This is a genomic window from Halopseudomonas laoshanensis, from assembly GCF_008365385.1.
In the GTDB taxonomy this organism is placed as follows: Bacteria; Pseudomonadota; Gammaproteobacteria; order Pseudomonadales; family Pseudomonadaceae; genus Halopseudomonas; species Halopseudomonas laoshanensis.
This window is the reverse complement of record NZ_QOVF01000010.1, coordinates 23,911-46,535: the sequence shown is the minus strand read 5'-3', so window position 1 is coordinate 46,535 and position 22,625 is coordinate 23,911. Positions and strand designations below refer to the sequence as shown.

Below are 22,625 nucleotides of genomic sequence, written 5' to 3'. Positions count from 1 at the left end.
TTTTCATGCCATATTTTTGACTCTATATGCCAATGATAGGGTTGTTTGAGGAGAACAGGCATGGCCATGCCGTTGCGGGTAACAGGCTCATGGGTGCAACTGTTGACCGATTGGCTGGATCAGGAAGGGCTACCCGCTCCGCAGTTGCGCAATCTATTGGATAGCCGCGGCCCGGCAGACATTGTGCCGTTGGCCGTCTGGCAGGGCATGCTGCAGCGCGCGGTCAGCTTGCGACCTGAGCTGCCGGCCCCTGGCCTGGCCATCGGGGCGATGATTCAGCCGCGGCATGTTGGGGTGCTGGGTTATCTAATCCTTGCCTGTACCACCCTGGGTCAAGCGATGCAGGCCTACCAACGCTATGAAAGCCTGTTCTATGGTTTGAACGTGATGCAGGTTGAGCACCGCGGCGACTGGATCCGCGTGCAGTGGCCGGCAGAGGCATCTACTGGCGCGCTGGCCGATACAGTTGCCATCGCGGCAATGCTGACATTTCTGCGTCGCCTGGTGGCCGAGCCGCCAGTGCCGGCCGCAGTGCATTTTGCATTCCCTCAACCCAGCGCCGCGGACTGTCAGGTCTATCAGAGCTTTTTTGCTTGCCCGGTACATTTTGCCTCGCCGGTGACGGCGGTGGATCTGGCCCTGGCCGATTTGCAGAAAGGTCTGCCGCACAGTGACGCCACGGTGCTTGGGCTGTTGGATAAGCAGGCGCAGGCGATGGTGCTGGCGATGCCGGATGGTGACCATTTCGATCGGGCGTTGCAGCAGGCGATGGTGCGCTTGATGCCGGAGGGAGAGGTAGGATTGAACCGGGTGGCGGCAGAGCTGCATTTGTCGGTGCGAACACTGCAGCGGCGCCTGGAAGTCAGGCAGTCGAGCTGGCAAGCCTTGCTGGACCGTACGCGTGAGCAACTGGCCGGGCATTATCTGCTGGACCCGGCTCTGACATTGAGCGACATAGCTCTGCTACTCGGATTTTCCGAGCAAAGCGCCTTTAATCGAGCCTATCGCCGCTGGACCGGGACAACACCGGCGCGGGCGCGCCGTGATCACCGGTTGCGGCTATAGGTCGGACTACCGCGGTGTGCTTAGACCAGATGCACTACTTCACGCGGGTCGAAATCCTTCCAAGAGCCTTCTTCCAGGCGACCCTCGGCCTGCTCGACATCCATCGCGCCCTGGCTTTTCAGCGTGCGCACGGCCGAGGCCAGGGCATCATCCGGCGCATCCTCACCATCAACACGCACAGCCACATGAATACCTGCGTGCCGATCAGTCAGCTTGCGCGGGTTCTCGCCGTCATCCACGGCTTCATCAACCTCGGACTCTTTGTCAGTGCTGCTGACTGCGCCTGCGAGTGAGCCGGTATAGGCACCCACACCCACGGCGGCTGCCAGCCCGGCCGGGCCGGCGACGGTAGCTGCTGCGGCACCTGCCGCCAAACCTGCAGCGGCACCCAGGCCGCCACCGGTGGCTGCGCCTTTGTCGGCGTCACGTGCGCCGGGCGAGTCATCGTCATCACCACCAATAGGGTAAATGTCATGCTGACCGTCGGGGTTAACGTAAAACAGCGTCATCGCAGAGGCGGGGAACCCGGCTCCCTGTAATGCACGCAATGCTTCCTCGCCCTGGTCCTGCAATTCGAATCGTCCGGCAATAATGGTATTCATCCTGTCCTCCTGGAATAGACCGCATTTGGACATCCCCCAAATGGTACAGACGGCATGCCCTACCAAAATCTTGACTCGCGAGGGCGGAAAAGGTCGCAATTAAAACGTAACAAGGGATTTAATATGCATCACAAAACAGCGTGAGGGAGGGGCAATGGCCAATGCAAAGTGGTTCACGGATATCGAGCTGGGCGCCGGTAGTGTTTCTCTACGGCCCATGGTGGCGTCAGATGCCGCGGCGCTGGTAGATGCCGCTGCTGACGGGCAACTCTGGGAGCTTTGGTACACCCAGGTGCCCTCTGCTGACACGGTAGAGCAGTATGTCGCCTTCGCGTTGGCGGAGAAGGCCGCTGGCCGGGCGCTGCCATTTGTGGTGCTGGATGCCAACAGCGGCGAGGTGATTGGCAGTACGCGTTATTGCAATGCCGAACCCGAGCACCGCCGCTTGGAAATCGGGTACACCTGGTACGCATCGCGGTACCAGCGCACGCCGGTAAACAGCCAATGCAAATTGCTGTTGCTCGAGCATGCGTTCGAGGTATTAGGCGCGGTGGCGGTAGAGTTTCGTACACATTGGCACAACCAGCGCTCCCGCCAGGCCATAGCGCGCCTGGGCGCCAAGCAGGATGGCGTGCTGCGTAATCATCGGATTGAGGCGGATGGCGCTCGCCGCGACACAGTGGTGTTCTCCATCCTCGACAGTGAATGGCCTGCCGTGGCCAAAGCATTGCGCTTTCGGTTGCAGCGCAGATGATCTCGGTGGGTTTCGGCGGCCAATGTGCGGTAAAGTCCGCGCTGAACCCCAACTGATGCTTTGGAGCACTACCCGCATGTCCTACATTGAAGAATCGCTCTCCGATGGCGAAAAGATCGAATCGTTGTTCCAGCTACACTGGTTTGCCCGGGTGCCGATGATCATCTGGATCATCCTGGCTATACCAACGCTGGGTATTACCTTGCTGCTGGCGCTTTATGAGTATCTGAAACTGCGCTCGATCGAACAGGGTGTGACCAACAAGCGGGTGATTCTGAAAACCGGGTTTATCAGCCGGCATACCGAAGAGATGAAACTGAACTCGATTGAAACCGTGGAAATTCGCCAGGGCGTCATGGGCCGGATGTTTGGTTTCGGCACCATTGAAGTGACAGGACGCGGCATCAGCGATGTGGTTTTCAAAGGTATCGATGACCCGATGGTGGTCAAGCGCCGCATCGAAAGTGTCAGTAATCCGATCGCCTGAGAGCGCCGGGTCTCTAAAACGCAGAGGCAAACTGCAGAGCCTGGTTCAGCCCACAGAATCAATTTCTGCCTGAATCAACGGCCTGAAAGCGCCGGGTAGCAGATCATGGTCCAGCACGATGCTACCCATGCTCTCGCGGTGCAGGCTGAGCACGCGATTGCCGACGGCGTGGAACATGCGTTTGACCTGATGGTAGCGACCCTCATAGATGGTCAGTCGCGCCTCGCATGGGGCCAGCCGCTCTAATTGCGCGGGGGAGGTAGTCAGGTCCTCAAAGGCGAAATAGATACCCTGGGCGAAGCGCTTCGGCGTGTCGGCTGAGATAGGTTCTGCGGTAGTTACCCGGTAAATCTTGGGGGTCTTGATCTGCGGTGCGGTCAGACGTCGTGACCAGAGGCCATCGTTGGTCAGGATCAGCAGGCCGGAACTGCCCCGGTCCAGGCGCCCACCAATGTGCAGTAGCGGGCGCAGTGGTTCTGGCAGCAGTTCCATGACCGTGGTGTGCAGCGGATCGCTGGTGGCGCTCAAATAGCCTACGGGTTTGTGCAGCATCAGGTAATGCGCGGTAGTGGGGGCCTTGATCAGTGTGCCGTCCAGGCTCACCATCATGAAGCGATCTATTTCCATGCGCGCATCCCGCGCTACCTCAGAATTGACCTGCACCCGCCCGTCGGCGATCAACAGACGGGCACTGCGCGCGCTGTATTGGCTGTGGTTGCTGATCAGGCGGTCGAGTCTCATGCATGCGATTATAGCGGTATAAATACGGCCAGCGTTCTGGCCTCTGTTTCGCTGCACAGTGTCCTAATGCCGCAGAGTGTTCTAAGATCGTTGAAGGTATGTGCAGCGATGATTATAAACACGTTGTATAGAGATACCTTCTAACCATGCAAGGATGCAGTGATGTCACGTTCACGGAAGATAGGCCGCCGGTGTCTGCTGGTGGTATCAATATGTATTGCCCTTGGCGGCTGCGCGATGGGCGGCTCCGAGCATCGCAGTAGTAGTGTGGTGTCTTATCTTTACCCTAATCAGAATCAACCTGACACTGCCCGCGCGGATGCCGATCCGTTGCTGCCGATGCGTATAGGGCTGGCCTTCGTGCCCGAGCAGGGCCTGAGCCATCAAGCGTTGACCGAGCGCGATAAAGCCAGTTTGAAAGCCACTGTCGCGGACTATCTCCAGCAGCAATCCTTTGTTCGCCAGGTAACGCTGGTGCCTTCCGCCTACCTCAGGCCGGGCGGCAGTTTTGGCAACCTCGACCAGCTGCGAAAGAAGTATGACATCGACATCATGGTGCTGCTGTCCTACGACCGCGCTCAGTTCGTTGGCGCCGAACCGGCATCGATTACCTACTGGACCCTCGATGGCGCCCAACTGATCAGTGGCGCGAGTAACGATACCTATACGCTGCTGGACGCCGCGGTGTATGACATTGCCGAGCGGAGAATGCTGTTCCGCGCGCCAGGCTCCAGTCTGATACAGCCGCAGCCTGACAACTTGACCCTGGCCGAGCAGGTCCGGCAGGACAGTCTGCTTGGTTTTGCCCAGGCCAGCACCGACTTGATGAGCAACCTGCGTCAGCAATTGACCCTGTTTCGCGCTCAGTTGGAGCGCTCCGCGGGGCACAGCACAACAGCAGATAACCCAGTTAGCCACCGTTCCGCGCATTAGCGGTCGGCAACCGGCCCTCGCTGCTCTATAGTCGGCATAATAAAAACAGCGTCGAGATAGCGAGTGATTACATTTCTGAGTGAACTCTGGTCTATCGGTGCCCAGAACCAACACACGTCACTACGCCGGCAGATTGCCCTCAGTAATCAGATAGGCATGCTCGGCGCTGTGGCGACATTGCCGTATCAGGTGTTTTACCTGATCTACGACATCGGTTTCTATTGGGCGGTGTTCAGCGCCAACCTGGTGTTCATTACCGCCTACCTGTCGGTCGTGATCTGCAATGCGATGGGTCGCCATTCGCTGGCGCGGGATCTCGCGCTGGGCGTGGCCTGCACGCAAGTTTTTGTAGTGACTTTGTTGATCAGTTCGGCGGCGGGAGTGCAACTGTTCTACTTCTCAGTGGGCGCCTTTCTGGCACTGATTTACAGCAACATGAATTCGCGGCGGTTCTGGTTGCAGTCTGCAGGGATTGGCGCCTTGTTCATCATCAGCCAGTTTCTGTTCACTCCGGCTCGCGCATTGACGCCGGTGCCGTCGCCCTTTGTCGATATCATGTTCGGCGGCAGTGTGCTGGGTGTACTGGCGTTGTCTGCGGTGATCTCTTATCTGTATCGCCGGGAGATCGAGCAGGCCGAACTTGAGCTGAAGCTGAACAACCGCAAGCTGACTACCCTCAGCGTCACCGATACGCTCACTGGGTTGGCCAACCGCCGCAAGCTGGATGAGACACTTCTGCGCGAATGGGAACGCACGCGCCGCAACGGTTTGCCGCTGTCGTTCATCATGTGCGATGTCGATCATTTCAAGATCTACAACGACAACCTGGGTCATCAGGCTGGAGATGTCTGCTTGCAGCAGGTCGCCAGTGCCCTGCAGGAAGCGCTGGTGCGCCCCGGGGATCTGGTAGCCCGCTATGGCGGAGAAGAGTTCGCCATTGTGCTGCCTGATACCAATGCGCTGGGTGCGCACCAGGTAGCGGAAACCCTGCGCCAGGCCGTCGGCGCCATGCGCATCCCGCATGTGCCGGAGGAAGGAGTGGCCTTTCTCAGCATCAGCCTCGGCGTTACCACGGTGGAAAGGCCGGGGCCCGATGAGCTGCCGGAGATTTTGTTGAAAAAGGCTGACGAGGCGCTGTACATGGCCAAGGCGAACGGCCGCGATCAGGTGGTGTATCTGGCGTTAACCGATCACCCGCTGCCCGCCTGAAGCGTTCAGCGCCTGAAGTTGACGTAGCGCCGGTGCGGATTGCCGCCCCGCCAGATAAAACCCTCGAAGTAGTAATGCACGAAAGTAATGGTCAGCATCAGGATGGTCACCGCCGAATACTCATGGTAGCTGGTGAGCAGAAAGGCGATGCCGACGGATACCAGCGGCAGCACTACCACTGGCGATAAACGGGTAAAGGCAGTCAATCGATAGAGACTGTTGACCTGCTGCTGCTTGTTGCGATTGCGGTCATGAGTAACGTAGACCATGTAGGCAGTCACATCGTGAATCACCCGCGGGATCAGAATAACGAACAGCGTATAGCCGATCTCATTGATCAGCAGTGCTGACACCAGCAACGCGACATTGCCCCACAGATACCAGACGCCGATCCGATGCCGGGAGGTCGGCGTCAGCCGTACCGCCAGCACCACCAACGCGGCACAGATACAGGTGGCGGCGTAGGTCAGCGCATCGTACAGGCCGATACCAAAGATATTCAGATTGCCGATGTATTGCTCGCCATAGACATTGATATAGATCGCGAACCCGGCCAGCACCGATAGCCACTTCCAGCTTTTGAACGCGCGACTGGGCGGCGTTGCCATCATCATCAGCGTCAGACCCAGTTGTTGAGCCAGCACGTGGTAGATGGTGTAAAACGCGAGAAAAACAAACAGCAGGTTATAGCTCAAGGGCTGCGGGCCGAGAATGCCGGCGCTGGCGACGCCGGCAAAAATCAGGGTAGGCCAGAGCAGGGTGCGACGGTAGTGGGCGAGGTACTCGCGGTCGGCCATGGTCACCAGGCTGGCGACGATGTGCGGCAGGCCGAAGATCACGGTCCAGAACGGCCAATGCTCAGGCTGATCCGGAATGTACTGGCGCAGAGCCTGGCCATTAAAAATCCAGGCATCGGTAATCACCAGCAGTACAGAGACGGGAATAATCGCATAGAGCGCCAGCAGCCAGCGGCAGTCAATTACATGCAGTAGCTGTTCCTGCACGGGCAGTGCTTGTTCTTGAGCGGACATAAGGCAAAACACTTCGGCGGAGAATGATGGGTGTCCGCCGAGTTAAGCATAGGACGACCGGCCTACCCATCACCCGTCTGGGGCATCAGGCGCTGACTGTGATCTGGCGCTGCTGGCCAGGGCGCCAATCAGTAGCGCGCGGTAGAGCTGTTCCTTGATACCGGTCGGCTTGGCCAATTGCATACGCTCCAGGCTGGCGATGTCTGCTGCGCTGAGCCGGTAACCGATACCCTTCGCGACCATACGCAGCATACCCAGGGTGTTGCCGGCGAGCGGCGCAAGGACTGATAAACCGACTGCCAGGTGGTCCTCAGCGGCGGTCATGCCGCTGCCCAGCGGAAAGCTCGGCAACTCCCCGGCGTTGAATGCAGGCTGTAGGGATTTGGCGATACGTTCAGGCGTGTTACAGCGGTAGGGCAGCGGGATCTGATAATCCGCGGCGATTTTGCCGGCCTTCTTGGCCTGGGCCAATAGCGCGGGTTGAAAGGCTGAATCGCAGATATTGAGCATGGCGGCGATCACCTCGGCATCACTCTTGTCACGCAGATCCGCCATGCCGTATTCGGTGATCACGATGTCGCGCAGGTGCCGGGGAATGGTGGTGTGCGGGTATTCCCAGCAAATGTTTGACAGGGTTTTGCCCTTGCGGGTGCGGGTCGCCTCCAGGGTGATAACCGAGCGTGCGTCTTCCAGCGCAAAAGCCTGGGCGATGAAATTGTACTGACCACCGACGCCGCTGATGATCTGATTATTCGCCAACCCGTCGGACACCACTGCGCCGCCCAAGGTAACCATGATCGCGCTGTTGACGAAACGTGCGCCGCTGCGCGCCTGGCGCTTTTGAGCTTCGTCACCGTACAGCTGATTGGTGAAAGACACCGGCATCATCGCAATCTTGTCGCGCAGGGCGGCGGGCATCTCGGCCAGGCGTTGATGGAATAGGGGGCTGCCGATAAAAAATCCGGCGTGAACAACGGCGCCGTCCACCTCACGCTTCATGATGCCGCTGTCGATCAACTTGAGAAACCCTTCAACCAGCATTTCGGTCACCCCGTAGAGCCCCTGATCAAAGGGCGCCAGGTGTAGCTCCCGAGGGGCTTCGCGCGGGCCATCCAGCGCTGCTGCGAGTTGCTGGAACAGCGCATTGTGCTGGTGGCGGAGCAACAGGCTATGAGTGATGGCATCGCCGATCGAACCGATGCCGATCTGCAGGCTGCCGGCGTCGGGTATCAGCCGCGCCACCTGCAGACCGATGGCGTAATCGTTCAGTCCGGCAGGTTTGTTCGGCGGGGAGAACAGCGGGAACTGCACTGCCTCACCGTGCAGAATGTAGTCAAAATCGCTGGCTGGCCGATCGGCATCGCCGTGCATAAAGGGCAGGGCAGTATTGACCTGGCCGACGCTGATGATCGGCATCGCGCCACTGCGCCTGCGGTCCAGCAGGTCGGCGCTGATATCCGGATTGCAGCTCAGGCTGTAGCGCTGCGTAGGGCTGGGAGTCGCGCCGCCGGCTTCTGTTTCCAGCGGGCTGACCAGTTGCAGAATCAGATTAACCCCCTGACGAATCAAGGTGTCCAGCGCGTGGGTGTAGTTTAGCGAGGTATAGGCCTGTTGCGCCAGCGGTACGCCGAGCCATTGACCCGGCTGCAGAAAGAAATCCACCACCCGAATATTCTCGGGCAATTCTCCGCTGCGTACTGCCTGGGCGTATTCCAGGGGCGGGTAATCATCGAACAGCCGCTGTGCCAGCGGTCCGAGAAATCGCGCCTGGATCTCGCTGCCGGCTCGGGGCTTTTCCAAGGTCAGGGCGGTAAAGATGGTCAGCGAAATCGATGCGTCTTCCCGCGCCCGGCGATACAGGCTGTTGATCAGATGATTGGCCTTGCCCAGCCCCAGTGGCAGGCCTACCACGACGCGCTTGTCGAGGCGATCGAGCAGTATGTCGATCAGGGGTTCGCAATCCGTGAACAAGGTGGGGCTGGTCGACATGAAGGCCTCAGTAGGGAGTGAATGCTAATGCTCGCTGTATTGGAACACAGGCGGCTGGGCTAGTGGAGAGGCAGTAAGTTGATACTGCTGGCAAATTCGGCACACACCAGCTTTGCTGGCCGGACTTTTCAGGTTCCGGCTCAGATGGGTAGCGATCAGGCGGAGGCAGAGCAACAGAGCAGCTTAATCCTGCGTGCTCGGCTCCAGTAATCCCTCACTCCAGCCGGGGTCGGGAGCAAAACGCTCGCCGTGGTCTTCCTGCAGGTCGTGCAGGCGTTTGATTACCTCATCAACACCCCGCTGTTGCGCGTAGTGCAGCGGCCCGCCAGTAAACGGCGCAAAGCCGGTAGCGAAGATCATTGCGCCATCGAGCAGCTCGGTATCGGCGACCACTTCTTCTCGCAGACAGGCCATACAGGCGTTAAGCATTGGCAGAATCAAGCGATCGAGGGTGTCTGTGGGTGCTGGTTTGCGCGGGCTGCGTTTTTTCGGTTTGCCCTCGCTCCAGGTATACAGGCCCTTGCCGGTCTTGCGTCCCAGATGGCCCTTTTCCACTTTGCTGCGCAGCCATTCCGGGGTTTCGGGCTGATGCGGATTGACGCGTTCACGGAGCATGTCGGCCACGTCAATGCAGACATCCAGACCGACCTGATCAGCCAGCTCGATCGGGCCCATGGGCATGCCGAAGTCGATCGCCACCTTGTCGATGGCTTCAGCGGGCACGCCTTCGTCGAGCAGGCAGATGGCTTCGACCAGATAGGGCGTGAGGGCGCGGTTAACCAGAAAACCCGGAGCGCTGGCCACCGGTACCGGCAGCTTGCCGATCTGGTCGACGAACTGGCGGGCACGGCGGAAGATAGTGGCATTGATCACCGAATGGCTGACCACTTCGACCAGTTGCATCTTGGCCACGGGGTTGAAGAAATGAATGCCGACCAGGCGCGTCGGGTCCGACAGCTCGCCGCGAAGGTCCTCGAGCAATATGCTCGAGGTATTGGTAGCGAGGATCGCGCCGGGCTTCAGGCGCGGCTCGATCGCGGTATGGATTTTCAACTTCAACTCGAGATCTTCGGGCACGGCTTCCAGTACCAGATCAGCCTGTTCAACGCCGCTGTTGTCCGGATCGGGTATCAGCCGGTCGAGCACGTCGCGTGTTTCGGCGCTGGACAGGTGTTTGTTTTCACATAGCTTTGCCGCATTACCAATGGCCTCGGCAATGGATTCCGGGCGGGTGTCATGCAGGCTGACGCGTAACCCTTGCAGCGCACACCAACCGGCAATGTCGCCGCCCATGGCGCCGGCACCGATCACGTGCAGGTGTTTGATCGCATCGTTGGAGAGGCTTTTCGACTTGCCCTGCTCCTTGAGTTTCTCGCGCAGAAAAAACACCCGTACCAGGTTGCGCGAGGTTTGAGTATTCAGCAGCTTGGCGAAGGACAGCAGTTCGGCGTGGATCATGCTGCCGGGATTACCCGCATGCTTTTCCCACAGGCTGATCAGCGCTTCCGGTGCCGGATAGTGCTGCGGTGGCGCCTGTTTGGCGGCCTCGGCGCGCATACGCCGACCGACCAGTTGGCGTACCCAGGCATACAAAAAGGGTTGCGCGCGCCAGTCGCTGCGGCGCTGATGCAACTTGCCGTTGATCGCATCTTCCAACGCCCCAGCCAGGTGGCGTTCTTCCACCAGGCGGTCAATCAATCCCAGACTCAGGGCCTTGCGATCGTAGGTATTCTTGCCGGTGAGCATCATCTGCATCGCGTCCAGCGGCGGAATCAGTGCCGGCAGTCGCGCGGTGCCGCCGAGCCCCGGGTGCAGGCCGAGGAGAATCTCCGGCAGGCCAAAGCTGGCGCCGTGGATCGCCAGACGATAGTCGCAGCACAGCGCCAGTTCGAGCCCGCCGCCCAGCGCGGCGCCATGAATCACGGCGATGGTCGGGCAGGGCAGGTCGGCCAACTGCTGGATCAGAATATGCGCGTCGCTGAGCTTGTTGATCACATCGCGTTCATTGTGCAGCTGGCGGAATTCGCTGATATCCGCACCGACGCAGAAGCTGCCGGGTTTGGCCGAACGGATGACCAGTGCCCGCGGCATCTCGTCCTGCAGGCTTTCGATGACCTCGCCGAGTTCGCGCAATACCTCTTCGGAGAGTACGTTGGCGCTGGCGCCGGCCTTGTCCAGTAACAGCCAGGCAACATCGCTGGCATCACGCGCCAGGTGCCAGTTACTCCAGCGTTTGTGGATGGCCGAGCGGTGCAACAATTGGGTGGCGTTGCCAAAGGGGCCGAGTTCCATATGCCGATCTTTCAATGCGCTGTAGACGGGTCCTGTCATGGTCGGGCTCCTAAACGGTTTCGATCAGCATGGCGCCAGCCTGGCCGCCACCGATGCATTCAGTGGCGATACCGCGCTTGAGGCCGTTGCGATGCAGCGCGTTGATCAGATGCAATACGATGCGATTGCCGCTGGCGGCCACTGGGTGGCCGAGGCTGATACCACCGCCGTCGATATTCAGGCGCTTGTGATCGATGCGCCCCAGGGGGCGCTCCAGCCCCAGCACCCGGCGGCTGAAATCGGCATCATCCCAGGCCGCCTGGCAAGCCAATACCTGGGCGGCAAAGGCTTCGTTCAATTCCCACAGATCGATATCCTGCATGCTGTATTGGTGGCGCTTGAGCAAGGCGCTGCCGGCGAGTACCGGGCCCAGACCCATGATTTCCGGATCCAGCGCGGCCCAGTGACTGTCGACGATCACCGCACGGGGCTTGAGGTTGTATTTCAGTACCGCCTGCTCGGAGGCGAGGATCACCCACGAGGCGCCATCGGTAATCTGTGAGCTGTTACCGGCAGTGACCTTGCCATAGGGCCGCTCGAATACCGGCTTGAGTTTGCCCAGTGCTTCCAGGCTGTTGTCCGGCCGCACGCCGTCGTCGGCCTTGAGGATCTTGCCCTGCGGCGTTATAGCAGCGACCACCTCATCATCCAGCCAGCCCTGCTCCTGCGCGTGAGCAAGTCGCTGATGGCTGCTCAGCGCGTATTCGTCAGCGCGCTCGCGGCTGATATTGAACAGGTGGGCGAGTACTTCCGCCGTCTGGCCCATGTTCAGTTCGACTATCGGATCGGTCAGGCCCTTGACCAGGCCCACCTCCGGCTTGAGAAAGCCCGGGCGGAACTGCAGCATCGCCCCCAGCTTGGCCGGAAAATTGTTTGCACCTTGTACCCTGGAGAACCATTTCACTGCCGGCTGCGAGAACAGCAGGGGTGAATGACTCAGCGCTTCGGTGCCGCCGGCAAGGATCAGGTCGGAGCTGCCATTGCGGATATACTGCGCGGCGGTGTCGATTGACTGCATACCCGAGCCGCAATTGATCTGCACCGTATAGGCCGGCATGGCTTCACCCATGCCCAGTCGCAAGGCGGCGACGCGCGCCGGGTTCATCTCTTCCGCCACCACGTTCACGCAACCGAGAATGACCTGATCAAAATCCTGCGGCGAGAAGGGTTGGCGCAGCAGCAGCGGACGACCACATTGCACCGCCAGATCCACGGGGGTAAAAGGCCCACGACGGCCTCCGGCCTTTAAAAAGGGCGTGCGCGCGCCGTCAATGATGTAGACGGGCTGCCCAGGCGCGGGTGGCTGAAGCTCAGTGGCCATGACTCATATCCTTCTCTGCTGTCCATTTCTCATTTACCTCAGGCTGCGAGCGGCCCCGCAAGTTCCATCGGGCATTGGTCTAGACTGGTCACCGATGCAACTTTCAACTGCGTGCTCGGTCCCCTTTAACGGGTACCTGACAGTATGGCAGGTGTTACACGCGCCGATGTAACTCGGCTCAGGGAGGCAATGTGGGGAATTGGGTTGTTCAGGTAGCCGAATGGACGGTGGCGTTAACCGAGTTGATTGGCTTGGGCATCATTGCCTTTACCGCGCTCTATTCCATAGCGGTGGCGGCTTTACATGGCGCCAAAGGCTATGACGCCGCGGGCATCTTTCGTGAGGTGCGTCAGCGCCTGGGTCGCGGGATATTGCTTGGGCTGGAGTTTTTGATAGCGGCAGACATTATCCTCACGGTGGCTGTGGATCTGACCTTCGAATCCGTGGGGGTATTGGCGCTCATTGTGTTGGTGCGTACCTTCCTGAGTTTCACCCTGGAGGTCGAGCTGACCGGTAGCTGGCCCTGGCAGCGTAGCAGTCAGGAAAAACCAGAACAGGACTGAAAGTGCTTGCCTTGAGCGCTGCCTCGCGTTCAGCATGGGTTAATTCCGCAGCTCGATCTGCATTTGACCCATGCCGCCGCGCAGGTAATTTTCATGCTCAGTTCACCACCCCGGATACTGTCCATCAACGCCGCACGGCGGCGCAGCATCGCTGTCGGCGCGAAATCGCAGCAAACCGGACTGTTCAAGGAGCCTCTGGCGGGGCCGGTCCTGATTGATGCCAATGGGCTGCCTGGCGATGAGATCATCAACAGACGTTTCCATGGCGGCCCGGATCAGGCGGTTTACCTGTATAGCCAGGAGGACATCGACTGGTGGGCGGAGCAGCTGCAGCGCGAAATCGATCCCGGCTTTTTTGGCGAGAATCTGACCATCAGCCACTGGTGGTCCGAGGTGCGTGTTGGTGATCGTCTGCAGATCGGCGAGCTGCTGATGGAAGTGACGGCGCCGCGGGTACCCTGTGCGGTGATGGCCGCTCGGGTGGGCAACCCGGCCTTCGTCAAACAGTTCATCAAGGCTTGCCGCGGCGGTGCCTATGTTCGGGTGCTGCACGCTGGGCCGTTGAGTGTCGGCGACAGCCTGGAAGTTGCGCGGGTGCCGGTTGATCATCCCACGGTCGACGAGATTTTCCGCTATTGGCACGCTAAGACGCCTAACGCCGATTTCCTCCGCCGCACGCTGGCCGCGCCGATAGCGATCATCCTGCGCGAAGCCCTGGAGAAGCGATTGCCGGACGCCGAGGCCGCCACCGGACAGTTGCCCGGTCTCTGAAACATGGTCACCGAGACGCTCTACCATTGGCTGGCAAATGCGGTGTTGACCCTGCATTTGTGCCTGGTGGCGTTTGTGGTGTTAGGTCTGGTGCTGGTGCTCGTCGGCAACTTGCGCCATTGGCGCTGGGTCAATAATGTCTGGTTCAGGCTGGCGCATCTGGCGACTATCGGCGTGGTGGTAGCCCAGGCCTGGTTGGGCATTATCTGCCCGCTGACGACCCTGGAGATGTGGCTGCGCAGTCAGGCAGGAACGGCGGTTTACGCCGGCAGCTTTATCCAGTACTGGTTCCAGCAATTATTGTATTACGACGCACCGGACTGGGTCTTTATCCTGGCCTACAGTGTTTTTGCTCTCTTGGTGGTGGGGAGTTGGTGGGTGTTCCCGCCACGTTGGCGGCGTTCGGTTTCAGCCGAGCGTTGAATGGACTATGGGGGGAAGGATTGTGAACCAATTACGACATCTACCGGCCTGGTTAACGCTGGCCTGCCTGCCACTGGCCGCGTGCGCGGCGCCGGAGGCGGTGAAGGTTGATTGCGCCGAGGCGATCAGGACGTTGGAAATCAATCAGTGCGCCCAGGCCGAGGTGCAGCAGGCGGAACAGCAACTGGAAGACTATCTGAGTGCAGCGCGGCAACGTTATGCGCAGGACTCGGAGGCGCTGACTGCCCTGCAGAGCGCGCAGCAGAGCTGGGGCCAGTTCCGCCAGGAGCACTGCGCTGCGGTCTATAGCTTATGGCGCGAGGGCAGTATTCGGGGGCTGATGCATAACCAGTGCATGCTGCAACAGACCCGCCAGCGCACGCATGACGTCTGGCAGGTCTATCTGACCTCTATGGATAACAGCACCCCGGTGCTGCCCGAGCCGGCCGTTGAGGCTGCCGAGTAGCACAGGGGATGGACTTTCAATGCCCTTAGTCGCGCTCTAGGGCCAAGGCGACGCCCTGGCCGCCGCCGATACACAATGTGGCCAGACCTTTCTTCGCATCGCGGCGGAGCATTTCGTGCAGCAGGGTCACCAGTACCCGGCAGCCTGAGGCGCCAATGGGGTGGCCCAGCGCAATAGCGCCGCCGTTGACGTTGACCTTGTCAGCATCCCACTTCAGTTCCTTGCCCACCGCCAGCGCCTGGGCGGCAAAGGCTTCGTTGGCTTCGATCAGGTCCAGGTCGTCGATCCGCCAGCCGGCTTTGGTCAAACAGCGCTGGGTCGCAGACACCGGTGCTATGCCCATGATCGCCGGGTCTACGCCCGCATTGGCATACGCCGCGATTTTTGCCAAGACCGGCAGGCCCAGTTCTTTGGCCTTCTCTGCGCTCATCAACAGCACCGCTGCCGCACCGTCATTCAGGCCGGAAGCATTGCCGGCGGTGACACTGCCATCCTTTTTGAACGCACTGCGCAGCCGGCTAAGGGTTTCTGTAGTGGTGCCGGCGCGCGGTTGCTCGTCCTTGTCGACCAGCAGGGCGTCGCCCTTGCGCTGGGCGACATTGACCGGGGTGATCTCGGCGTCGAAATAACCGGCTTCCTGGGCGGCAACGGCTTTCTGCTGGGACGCAGCGGAGAAGGCGTCCTGCTCTTCGCGGCTGATCTGATATTTATCCACCAGATTCTCGGCCGTGATACCCATATGGTAATCGTTGAACGCATCCCAGAGACCGTCGTGGATCATGCTGTCGATCAGCGTGCCGTGGCCCATGCGCTGCCCTTTGCGTGACGTGGGCAGCAGGTGTGGAGACAGACTCATGGACTCCTGACCACCGGCGATGATGATCTCGGCATCGCCACAGCGAATTGCCTGGGCACCGAGATGCAAGGCCTTGAGCCCGGAGCCGCAGACTTTGTTCAGATTCAGAGCTGGAACGGAAAAGGGCAGGCCACCGTGGATGGCTGCCTGGCGTGCGGGGTTCTGACCGCAGCCGGCCGTCAGCACCTGGCCGAGGATGACTTCATCTACGCTGGCGGGGTCGATCCCGGTCTTTTCCAGCAAAGCGCGGATAACCGTGGCGCCCAGTTCGTGGGCGGGCACGTTGGCGAACTGCCCGGCGAAACTGCCGATGGCGGTGCGGGTGGCGGCAACGATCACTACGTCATGCATGAAAAAACCCTCTGTGCAGTTCCCAAAAGGAAACAGCATAGAGGGCTCGTCAGGTCAGAACAAGTTGTCTCAGGCGCGATTCAATCGGTTTGCCACCAGCTCGTCGACTACCGCTGGGTCAGCGAGTGTCGAGGTATCGCCGAGGGTGTCCAGTTCATCGCAAGCGATCTTGCGCAAAACCCGGCGCATGATCTTGCCTGAACGGGTCTTCGGCAGGCCCGGCGTCCACTGCACGAAATCAGGCTTGGCGAAGGAGCCGACCTGTTCGGCGACGAACGCCTTGAGCTCTTTGACCAGTTCATCGCTCGGGGTAATGCCGCGCATTGGCATCACGTAGGCGTAAATGCACTGGCCCTTGATGTCGTGCGGGCAACCCACCACAGCGGCTTCCGCCACGGAATCGTGCAGCACCAGAGCGCTTTCCACTTCGGCAGTGCCTATGCGGTGACCGGAGACGTTCAGCACGTCGTCGACCCGGCCGGTGATCCAGTAGTAACCGTCCTCATCACGCCGCGCGCCGTCGCCAGTGAAATACACACCCTTGTAGGCGCTGAAGTAGGTATCGATCAGGCGTTGATGATCGCCGTACACGGTGCGGATCTGGCTCGGCCAGGAACGCTTGATGATCAGGTTACCGCTGGCCACGCCTTCCAGCTCGTTGCCCTCGGGGTCTACCAGGGCCGGCTCCACGCCAAAGAACGGGCGGGTGGCCGAGCCCGGCTTGAGATCGGTAGCGCCGGGTAAAGGTGTGATCATGATTGCGCCGGTTTCGGTCTGCCACCAGGTATCGACGATAGGGCAACGCATTTCACCCACTACGTGGTAATACCATTCCCAGGCTTCCGGGTTGATCGGCTCGCCGACGCTGCCGAGCAAGCGCAGGCTGGCGCGCGACGTTTTGGTCACCAGCTCGTTGCCCTGGGCCATCAGCGCGCGGATCGCAGTCGGCGCGGTGTAGAAGATGTTGACCTTGTGCTTGTCGACGATATCCCAGCAGCGGGAGGCGTCGGGGTAGGTCGGCACACCTTCAAACATCAGTGTGGTGGCGCCGTTACACAGCGGACCATAAACGATATAGGAGTGACCGGTAATCCAGCCGACATCGGCGGTACACCAGTAAACTTCGCCGTCGTGATAGTCGAACACATAGTGATGGGTCATGGCCGAGCCGAGCAGATAGCCGCCAGTGGTGTGCAACACGCCCTTGGGCTTGCCGGTCGAGCCGGAGGTATACAGAATGAACAATGGGTCTTCACTGTCCATGGCCTCGGGCGGGCAATCAGTGCTCACCGCGGCGCAGGCCTCGTGATACCAGATATCACGATGTTCATGCCATTCCACGTCGCCGCCGGTGCGTTTGACGGTGACCACGGTATGCACGTTGGGGCACTCTTTCAGCGCCTTCTCGACGTTCTGTTTGAGCGGTACACGCTTACCGCCGCGTACGCCTTCGTCAGCGGTGATCACCGCTTGGCAATCCGAGTCATTGATACGGTCACGCAGCGCGTCAGGCGAGAAGCCGCCAAAAACCACGGAATGCACAGCGCCGATGCGTGAACAGGCGAGCATCGCATAGGCCGCTTCGGGAATCATTGGCATGTACAGACAGACGCGGTCGCCTTTCTTCACGCCGCGGGCGCGCAGCACATTGGCCAGGCGGCAAACATGTTCGTGCAGCTCACGATAGCTGATGTTCTTGGAATCGCTGGGCTCGTCACCTTCCCAGATGATCGCGGTCTGATCGCCGCGCTTGTCGAGATGGCGGTCGATGCAGTTGACGCTGACATTCAGCTTGCCGTCAATAAACCAGGCCGCTTCGCCCTTGCTCATATCGCTCTCGTGCACCTTGCTCCAGGGTTTGTCCCAAGTCAGGAAACGTTCAGCCTGCTCGGCCCAGAAGGTGTCGGGCTCTTCGATCGATTGCTTATAAAGCTTGTGGTATCCCGCTTCATCGAGGTGTGAATCGACGCGCGCGGCGTCTGATACCTTATGGTTTTCGATCTTGTACATGGGAAAGGGTCCTCTTGTTTTTGTCGGCATGGCCTGAATATGTCTGCATCAAGCGTCGATCAATATGCCGGGCAATTCAACCCTTCTTTGGTCTGATAGGCGCGCAAGCGCCTGCCAACCGGGCGTTCTTCAACGCACGGCGGTGGTAGCGCAAGGGGGGCTGGAGAGGGGGGAGCGCTACTTCAATTCGAAATGCAGATTGTCGATCAGGCGCGTCTTGCCCACATACGCCGCCGCAAGGACAACCATGTCGGTGGTCTGGGCGTTAACCGGTTCCAGGCTGATGGCGTCGCGCAGGTCCAGGTAGTCGGCGCGCAGGCCGTGGGTTTCCAGCTGTTGGCGGGCGCGCTCGATCAGCGCGGGGTAATCGCGCTGGCCGCTCTGGATTTCACTGGCGATCGATTGCAGGGTTTTATACAGCTGCGGTGCCAGTTGCCGTTCGGCTTCGCTCAGATAACCGTTGCGTGAGGACAGCGCCAGACCGTCTTCAGCGCGCACTGTCGGCTCGCCCATGATCTGCACCGGCAGGCACAGGTCCTGAGCCATCTTGCGGATCACGGCCAACTGTTGAAAGTCCTTCTGACCGAACACCGCCAGATCTGGCTGGACGATATTCAGCAGTTTGCTGACCACGGTGGCTACCCCTTCGAAATGCCCAGGACGGCTGGCGCCGCACAGGCCTTCGGAGACGACCGGGACGCTGATCCGGGTATGCCCGTCCATGCCGCGGGGGTACATTTCCTTGACGTTGGGTGCGAACACCAGATGCGCACCTGCATCGAGCAACTTGCGCTGGTCGGCTTCCAGCGTGCGCGGGTAGCTCTCCAGATCTTCACCGGCGGCAAACTGCAACGGGTTGACGAAAATGCTCACCACCACGAAATCGGTACGCTGCCGGGCCTTCTCCACCAGGGTGATATGGCCGGCATGCAGGTTGCCCATGGTGGGCACCAGACCAATGCGCTTGCCATCCTGGCGGGCACGACTCAGGGCTGCGCGCAATTGCGCAATGCTGTGCAGGGTGTTCATCTGTTCAGAACTCGTTTTCGGCTGCGGGAAACTCTACACGCTTGACGGCATCGACATAGGCGCGCAGGGCGGCTGGAACATCCTGCTGATCCAGCATGAAATTTTTCACGAAACGGGGCTGCCGGTGGCCGCGAGTCAGGCCGAGCATGTCATGAATGACCAGCACCTGGCCGTCGGTCCCACTGCCAGCGCCAATGCCGATGACCGGCACGGATACCGCTTGGGTGATCGCGTTGGCCAGGGTGCTGGGCACGCACTCCAGCAACAGCATGCTGGCACCGGCGGCTTCCAGGGCCTTGGCATCATCCAGCATGGCCTGGGCCTGGGCGTCCAGCCGGCCTTGAACCTTGTAACCGCCGAGCAGATTGACCGCCTGTGGCGTGAGGCCCATGTGCGCGCAGACGGGCACGCCATTATTGGCCAGGGTACGAATGGTTTCAGCCAGCCAGCCAGCGCCTTCAAGTTTGACCATATGTGCGCCAGCCTGCATCAGGGCAGCGCCGCTGCGCAGCGCCTGCTCAACGGTGGCATAGGACATGAAGGGCAGGTCGGCCATGATAAAGGCGCTGCTGTTCCCGCGCTTTACCGCCCGGGTGTGGTAAGCCATATCTTCCACGCTGACCGGCAGGGTGCTGTCATGCCCCTGCAGCACCATGCCCAGTGAGTCGCCAACCAGTATGACTTCCACTCCGGCTTCATTGACCAGTTTTGCGAAGGTGGCATCGTAGGCGGTCAGACAGGTGATTTTTTCGCCGTTCTGCTTGAGCTTGTTCAGCGTTGTCAGGGTTACGTCAGGCATGGCAGATTCCACTAGTGCGGCCTCTTCGAGGCGTCGTGAATGTAGGGTGCGGCCGGATTGCGTCACAGCGCGAATCTATCGGGGCGCTGATCAGCTCACTGATGCGGCTCAGGGTTCCATCCACCTGGTGGTGAGTATAGTCCTGATGCCCTGGTGTCGGGTTGCGAGTCATCTTTTACCCTTGTGCGCGCTGGTCGGCAAGGGGTTGCAAGCCTTCGGCAGGGCAATTTGCCAGCCAGGTCTGCAATGCGCTGCCATCGGGGAGAATCAGGTCCGGTTCCAGTTCCGCCAGAGGGTAGAGTACAAAGGCACGAGCATGCATATGGTAATGCGGGACTTCCAGCCGCTCCACGCGGATCTGCTGGTCGCCATACAGCAATATATCCAGATCCAGAGTGCGCGGCCCCCAGCGTTCAGCCTTGCGTTGCCGGCCTTGCTCCAGCTCGATGCGCTGCAGCTCGTCAAGTAGCGCCAGGGCTGGCAGATCGGTCGTCAGCAGCGCGACGGCATTGATATAGGCTGGTTGGTCCTGTGGGCCCATAGGCGCGCTGCTGTACAGCCTGGAGCAGGCTGAAAGCCGGGTGTGCGGCAACGCCGCGAGGGCAGCGCAGGCACGCCGGATCTGCTCGGCTGGCTCAGCTTGATTGCTGCCCAGGCCGATGTAGCATCGCACGCTCATGAGTCGGCGGCAGTCCGGGGCTTGCGTTTGCGCTTGTTGCGCGAGCGCTTGGGGCCGGTGGCCTTGTCACCCAGTTCGGCGATCATCTTGCGTCGCTGGTCTTCACCGACTTCCTGGTAGCGCGTCCACCAGCGGCCCAGGCCTTCGGTATCTTCGCCCGCACTTTCGCGTAGTAGCAGGAAATCGTACGCGGCACGAAAGCGTGGATGCTCAAGCAACTGATCGGCGCGCCGTCCGCTGCGTCTTTCCAGGCGCGGCTGCATATCCCATATCTCGCGCAGAGGCACACTGAAACGCTTGGGAATGGCGATGTGCTGACATTGCTCTGTAATCAGATCCTGCGCTGCCTGCTGTTGGGCAGGTATGGTCGGCACGCCCTGATCTTCCAGGGCCTTGATTCGTGGCGCTAGAGCCGGCCACAGCAATGCGGCAAACAAAAACGCGGGGGTGACCGGTCGGCCCTCACGGATGCGATCATCGGTATTGGCCAACGCCTGACGAATAAGCGCCAGGCTATAGTCGGGGTTCTGCTCGATGGCTTCCTCTGTGGCCGGGAACAGCGGCTCGAACAGGTAGTAATAGTGCAACAGGTCGAAGGTTTTAACCCCCTGGCCGCTCATTAACAGCTTCAGCGATTCATCGAACAGCCTTGCGGCGGGGATATCGAACAGCAGATCGGCCATGTCCGGTATCGGTGCGGCGGAGTGCTGCTCTATCTCGAAATCCAGCTTGGCGGCGAAGCGCACGGCACGCAGCATGCGCACAGGGTCTTCCTGATAGCGTTGTTGCGGATCGCCGATCAAGCGAATTTGCCGCTCACGGATGTCATGCATGCCATTGGCGTAGTCGTGGATATGCCCGCTACTGACGTCGTAATACAGGGCATTGATGGTGAAGTCGCGGCGCTGGGCGTCGTCCTCGAAGCTGCCGTAGACGTTGTCGCGCAGCAGGCGCCCGGATTCGCTTTGGCGGGATTTTTCATCACCCTGGGCCAGACCGGTTTCGGCGTCATCAGCGTGGCTGGCGCGGAAGGTGGCCACCTCGATAATTTCGCGCCCGAAGTGCACGTGAACCAGCTTGAAGCGACGGCCGATCAACCGCGCGTTGCGGAAGGTAGCGCGTACCTGCTCCGGCGTAGCACTGGTAGCCACGTCGAAGTCCTTCGGCGTCATATCCAGTAGCGAGTCGCGCACACAGCCACCCACGACGAAGGCCTGGTAGCCCGCCTGCTGCAGGCGTTCGACCACGTTCACAGCATTTTTGCTGATGCGCTCTCGGCGCAGATTATGTTGGCTGGCGGGAATAACCGAAGGCGTGGTGCGCCTGTGGGCCGCGCGGCCGAAGGGGGTAGGGAGTTTTTTCAACAGCTTGCGAATCATAGGGTCAGGCTTTCCACCGGCTTATCCAGTCGCAGGTTGTTGCGCTGAAAGTAGCATTAATGTCAGGGAAAAATCACTGAAGAGCATATCGCTGGAAGCAGCGTTTGTGCCTATGGCAGCCGATTGCCTGACTTGAATGAAGGGCATTCTAGCCTGATTGGCGCGGAAATTGAATTATAAGCGAATATCAGCGTGCGAGATCGGCAGCGGACTATCGTCAGGGATGCTTGGTTGGGGGGCTGCAGGGAAGTACGAAAGAAAACCGAGGGCAAAACAAAATAAAGCTCAAGGGGAGTAGATCACTCCCCCTAATAGATTTTTTATTTTTATTATTACGAGCATTTGTTTTTGTTAGGCAGAGGCGACAGTGTCGCCCTGTGACCAACCCTCCCGGGTTATCCAAAAACAAACGGATTGCTTTGGAAGCTTATTATCCTGCTCAGGCCTATCATTGGCATTGGACTGTCTGGTTGCTCAGGCAACTTTTATTGTTCTCTGTCCAATCGAACTTCCTGTTCGCAGAGGGGGAGACACATTCTCCAAAAAAATCAGTTTGCTACGACTCGCACGTTTTATTTTTATTGTGTGTGTAGTCAGATTTTATTTTTATTATGTTTGCTTGGTTTTTATTGTTGTTATGCCAGATATAAAGCATTTGCCGTGCCAACATTTGGAATGTGTTGTAAAACAAGGACTTGATGATTTTGTGCGATTTCTCTATCGCTGCCTGCGAGAGGATTCGTTACCTATCAACCCGCTGAAGTGTTACGGGGTTGGCATTTGCGGTAACAGTTGCGCGGGGCGGATGGGGGGTAACAGGTAACATTCTCCGATTT

At 59.6% G+C, this 22,625-nt stretch carries 21 protein-coding genes; 9 read left to right on the top strand and 12 right to left on the bottom strand.

Features of this window, described 5'->3' with window-relative positions:
* Positions 1-60 precede the first annotated feature (60 nt).
* Positions 61-1,065, top strand: a complete 1,005-nt coding sequence (locus DT594_RS17995; protein WP_149334458.1) for a helix-turn-helix domain-containing protein — start codon at positions 61-63, stop codon at positions 1,063-1,065.
* Positions 1,066-1,085: 20 nt separating this feature from the next.
* Here DT594_RS17995 and DT594_RS17990 read toward each other — a convergent pair whose 3' ends face one another.
* Positions 1,086-1,667, bottom strand: a complete 582-nt coding sequence (locus tag DT594_RS17990; protein ID WP_149334456.1) for a hypothetical protein — start codon at positions 1,665-1,667, stop codon at positions 1,086-1,088.
* A 154-nt stretch (positions 1,668-1,821) separates the two neighbouring features.
* On the opposite strand from DT594_RS17990, the gene DT594_RS17985 reads away from it, so the two are divergent.
* Both DT594_RS17985 and DT594_RS17980 read left to right on the top strand, forming a co-directional pair.
* Positions 1,822-2,421, top strand: coding sequence for a GNAT family N-acetyltransferase (locus DT594_RS17985; RefSeq protein WP_149334454.1), 600 nt, complete (start codon positions 1,822-1,824; stop codon positions 2,419-2,421).
* A gap of 76 nt (positions 2,422-2,497) precedes the next feature.
* The gene (locus DT594_RS17980; protein WP_178091581.1) at positions 2,498-2,908 is read left to right on the top strand and encodes a PH domain-containing protein; all 411 of its coding nucleotides are present in this window, start codon (positions 2,498-2,500) and stop codon (positions 2,906-2,908) included.
* 45 nt (positions 2,909-2,953) lie between these two features.
* Here the strand turns inward: DT594_RS17980 and DT594_RS17975 are convergent, their stop codons facing one another.
* Positions 2,954-3,649: a pseudouridine synthase gene (locus DT594_RS17975; protein ID WP_149334450.1), complete on the bottom strand. Its 696-nt coding sequence runs from the start codon at positions 3,647-3,649 to the stop codon at positions 2,954-2,956.
* A gap of 162 nt (positions 3,650-3,811) precedes the next feature.
* Here DT594_RS17975 and rhlP point away from each other — a divergent pair, with 162 nt between their 5' ends.
* Both rhlP and DT594_RS17965 read left to right on the top strand, forming a co-directional pair.
* Complete coding sequence (gene rhlP, locus DT594_RS17970; protein WP_149334448.1) at positions 3,812-4,582, top strand: rhombotarget lipoprotein; 771 nt, start codon at positions 3,812-3,814, stop codon at positions 4,580-4,582.
* A 63-nt stretch (positions 4,583-4,645) separates the two neighbouring features.
* Positions 4,646-5,791: a GGDEF domain-containing protein gene (locus DT594_RS17965; RefSeq protein WP_149334446.1), complete on the top strand. Its 1,146-nt coding sequence runs from the start codon at positions 4,646-4,648 to the stop codon at positions 5,789-5,791.
* A gap of 5 nt (positions 5,792-5,796) precedes the next feature.
* On the opposite strand, the gene DT594_RS17960 is transcribed toward DT594_RS17965, so the two are convergent.
* The 4 genes from DT594_RS17960 to DT594_RS17945 all read right to left on the bottom strand — a co-directional run bounded on the left by DT594_RS17960 (position 5,797) and on the right by DT594_RS17945 (position 12,463).
* Positions 5,797-6,822: a hypothetical protein gene (locus DT594_RS17960; RefSeq protein WP_149334444.1), complete on the bottom strand. Its 1,026-nt coding sequence runs from the start codon at positions 6,820-6,822 to the stop codon at positions 5,797-5,799.
* 69 nt (positions 6,823-6,891) lie between these two features.
* Positions 6,892-8,811, bottom strand: a complete 1,920-nt coding sequence (locus DT594_RS17955; protein WP_149334442.1) for an acetyl-CoA hydrolase/transferase C-terminal domain-containing protein — start codon at positions 8,809-8,811, stop codon at positions 6,892-6,894.
* 183 nt (positions 8,812-8,994) lie between these two features.
* Positions 8,995-11,142 carry a 3-hydroxyacyl-CoA dehydrogenase NAD-binding domain-containing protein gene (locus DT594_RS17950; protein WP_149334440.1) on the bottom strand — a complete coding sequence of 716 codons (2,148 nt, stop codon included), beginning with the start codon at positions 11,140-11,142 and terminating at the stop codon, positions 8,995-8,997.
* Positions 11,143-11,152: 10 nt separating this feature from the next.
* Positions 11,153-12,463: an acetyl-CoA C-acetyltransferase gene (locus DT594_RS17945; protein ID WP_149334438.1), complete on the bottom strand. Its 1,311-nt coding sequence runs from the start codon at positions 12,461-12,463 to the stop codon at positions 11,153-11,155.
* 191 nt (positions 12,464-12,654) lie between these two features.
* Between DT594_RS17945 and DT594_RS17940 the strand changes: the two genes are divergently transcribed.
* The 4 genes from DT594_RS17940 (at position 12,655) to DT594_RS17925 (ending at position 14,686) form a co-directional block, all read left to right on the top strand.
* Positions 12,655-13,026, top strand: coding sequence for a DUF1622 domain-containing protein (locus DT594_RS17940; protein WP_149334437.1), 372 nt, complete (start codon positions 12,655-12,657; stop codon positions 13,024-13,026).
* A 93-nt stretch (positions 13,027-13,119) separates the two neighbouring features.
* Complete coding sequence (locus DT594_RS17935) at positions 13,120-13,797, top strand: MOSC domain-containing protein (RefSeq protein WP_149334435.1); 678 nt, start codon at positions 13,120-13,122, stop codon at positions 13,795-13,797.
* A gap of 3 nt (positions 13,798-13,800) precedes the next feature.
* A complete protein-coding gene (locus DT594_RS17930) occupies positions 13,801-14,220 on the top strand; it encodes a DUF2784 domain-containing protein (RefSeq protein ID WP_149334433.1) in 420 nt (139 codons plus the stop codon).
* 22 nt (positions 14,221-14,242) lie between these two features.
* On the top strand, positions 14,243-14,686 hold the full coding sequence (locus DT594_RS17925; protein ID WP_178091579.1) for a lysozyme inhibitor LprI family protein: 444 nt from the start codon (positions 14,243-14,245) through the stop codon (positions 14,684-14,686).
* 25 nt (positions 14,687-14,711) lie between these two features.
* Here DT594_RS17925 and DT594_RS17920 read toward each other — a convergent pair whose 3' ends face one another.
* From DT594_RS17920 to DT594_RS17895, 6 genes are all read right to left on the bottom strand, one after another.
* Positions 14,712-15,893: an acetyl-CoA C-acetyltransferase gene (locus DT594_RS17920; RefSeq protein WP_149334429.1), complete on the bottom strand. Its 1,182-nt coding sequence runs from the start codon at positions 15,891-15,893 to the stop codon at positions 14,712-14,714.
* A gap of 69 nt (positions 15,894-15,962) precedes the next feature.
* A complete protein-coding gene (acs, locus tag DT594_RS17915; RefSeq protein ID WP_149334427.1) occupies positions 15,963-17,903 on the bottom strand; it encodes an acetate--CoA ligase in 1,941 nt (646 codons plus the stop codon).
* A 177-nt stretch (positions 17,904-18,080) separates the two neighbouring features.
* Positions 18,081-18,932 carry a pantoate--beta-alanine ligase gene (gene panC / locus DT594_RS17910; RefSeq protein ID WP_149334425.1) on the bottom strand — a complete coding sequence of 284 codons (852 nt, stop codon included), beginning with the start codon at positions 18,930-18,932 and terminating at the stop codon, positions 18,081-18,083.
* Between the two features lie 4 nt (positions 18,933-18,936).
* Positions 18,937-19,731 carry a 3-methyl-2-oxobutanoate hydroxymethyltransferase gene (gene panB / locus DT594_RS17905; RefSeq protein ID WP_149334423.1) on the bottom strand — a complete coding sequence of 265 codons (795 nt, stop codon included), beginning with the start codon at positions 19,729-19,731 and terminating at the stop codon, positions 18,937-18,939.
* Positions 19,732-19,906: 175 nt separating this feature from the next.
* Positions 19,907-20,410: a 2-amino-4-hydroxy-6-hydroxymethyldihydropteridine diphosphokinase gene (gene folK / locus DT594_RS17900; protein WP_149334421.1), complete on the bottom strand. Its 504-nt coding sequence runs from the start codon at positions 20,408-20,410 to the stop codon at positions 19,907-19,909.
* Entirely contained in the window at positions 20,407-21,789 is a 1,383-nt protein-coding gene (locus DT594_RS17895; protein ID WP_149334420.1) for a polynucleotide adenylyltransferase PcnB, read from the bottom strand. The genes folK and DT594_RS17895 overlap by 4 nt, the downstream gene beginning before the upstream one ends.
* Between the last annotated feature and the right edge of the window lie 836 nt (positions 21,790-22,625).

Bases quoted from the DNA above. Each gene is read 5' to 3' on its own strand.
- DT594_RS17950 (WP_149334440.1), bottom strand. From the start codon at position 11,142: ATGACAGGACCCGTCTACAGCGCATTGAAAGATCGGCATATGGAACTC.
- DT594_RS17975 (WP_149334450.1), bottom strand. From the start codon at position 3,649: ATGAGACTCGACCGCCTGATCAGCAACCACAGCCAATACAGCGCGCGC.
- DT594_RS17960 (WP_149334444.1), bottom strand. From the start codon at position 6,822: ATGTCCGCTCAAGAACAAGCACTGCCCGTGCAGGAACAGCTACTGCAT.
- acs (WP_149334427.1), bottom strand. From the start codon at position 17,903: ATGTACAAGATCGAAAACCATAAGGTATCAGACGCCGCGCGCGTCGAT.
- DT594_RS17935 (WP_149334435.1), top strand. From the start codon at position 13,120: ATGCTCAGTTCACCACCCCGGATACTGTCCATCAACGCCGCACGGCGG.
- folK (WP_149334421.1), bottom strand. From the start codon at position 20,410: ATGAGCGTGCGATGCTACATCGGCCTGGGCAGCAATCAAGCTGAGCCA.
- DT594_RS17980 (WP_178091581.1), top strand. From the start codon at position 2,498: ATGTCCTACATTGAAGAATCGCTCTCCGATGGCGAAAAGATCGAATCG.
- panC (WP_149334425.1), bottom strand. From the start codon at position 18,932: ATGAACACCCTGCACAGCATTGCGCAATTGCGCGCAGCCCTGAGTCGT.
- rhlP (WP_149334448.1), top strand. From the start codon at position 3,812: ATGTCACGTTCACGGAAGATAGGCCGCCGGTGTCTGCTGGTGGTATCA.
- DT594_RS17930 (WP_149334433.1), top strand. From the start codon at position 13,801: ATGGTCACCGAGACGCTCTACCATTGGCTGGCAAATGCGGTGTTGACC.
- DT594_RS17945 (WP_149334438.1), bottom strand. From the start codon at position 12,463: ATGGCCACTGAGCTTCAGCCACCCGCGCCTGGGCAGCCCGTCTACATC.
- DT594_RS17985 (WP_149334454.1), top strand. From the start codon at position 1,822: ATGGCCAATGCAAAGTGGTTCACGGATATCGAGCTGGGCGCCGGTAGT.
- DT594_RS17920 (WP_149334429.1), bottom strand. From the start codon at position 15,893: ATGCATGACGTAGTGATCGTTGCCGCCACCCGCACCGCCATCGGCAGT.
- DT594_RS17995 (WP_149334458.1), top strand. From the start codon at position 61: ATGGCCATGCCGTTGCGGGTAACAGGCTCATGGGTGCAACTGTTGACC.
- DT594_RS17895 (WP_149334420.1), bottom strand. From the start codon at position 21,789: ATGATTCGCAAGCTGTTGAAAAAACTCCCTACCCCCTTCGGCCGCGCG.
- DT594_RS17955 (WP_149334442.1), bottom strand. From the start codon at position 8,811: ATGTCGACCAGCCCCACCTTGTTCACGGATTGCGAACCCCTGATCGAC.
- panB (WP_149334423.1), bottom strand. From the start codon at position 19,731: ATGCCTGACGTAACCCTGACAACGCTGAACAAGCTCAAGCAGAACGGC.
- DT594_RS17990 (WP_149334456.1), bottom strand. From the start codon at position 1,667: ATGAATACCATTATTGCCGGACGATTCGAATTGCAGGACCAGGGCGAG.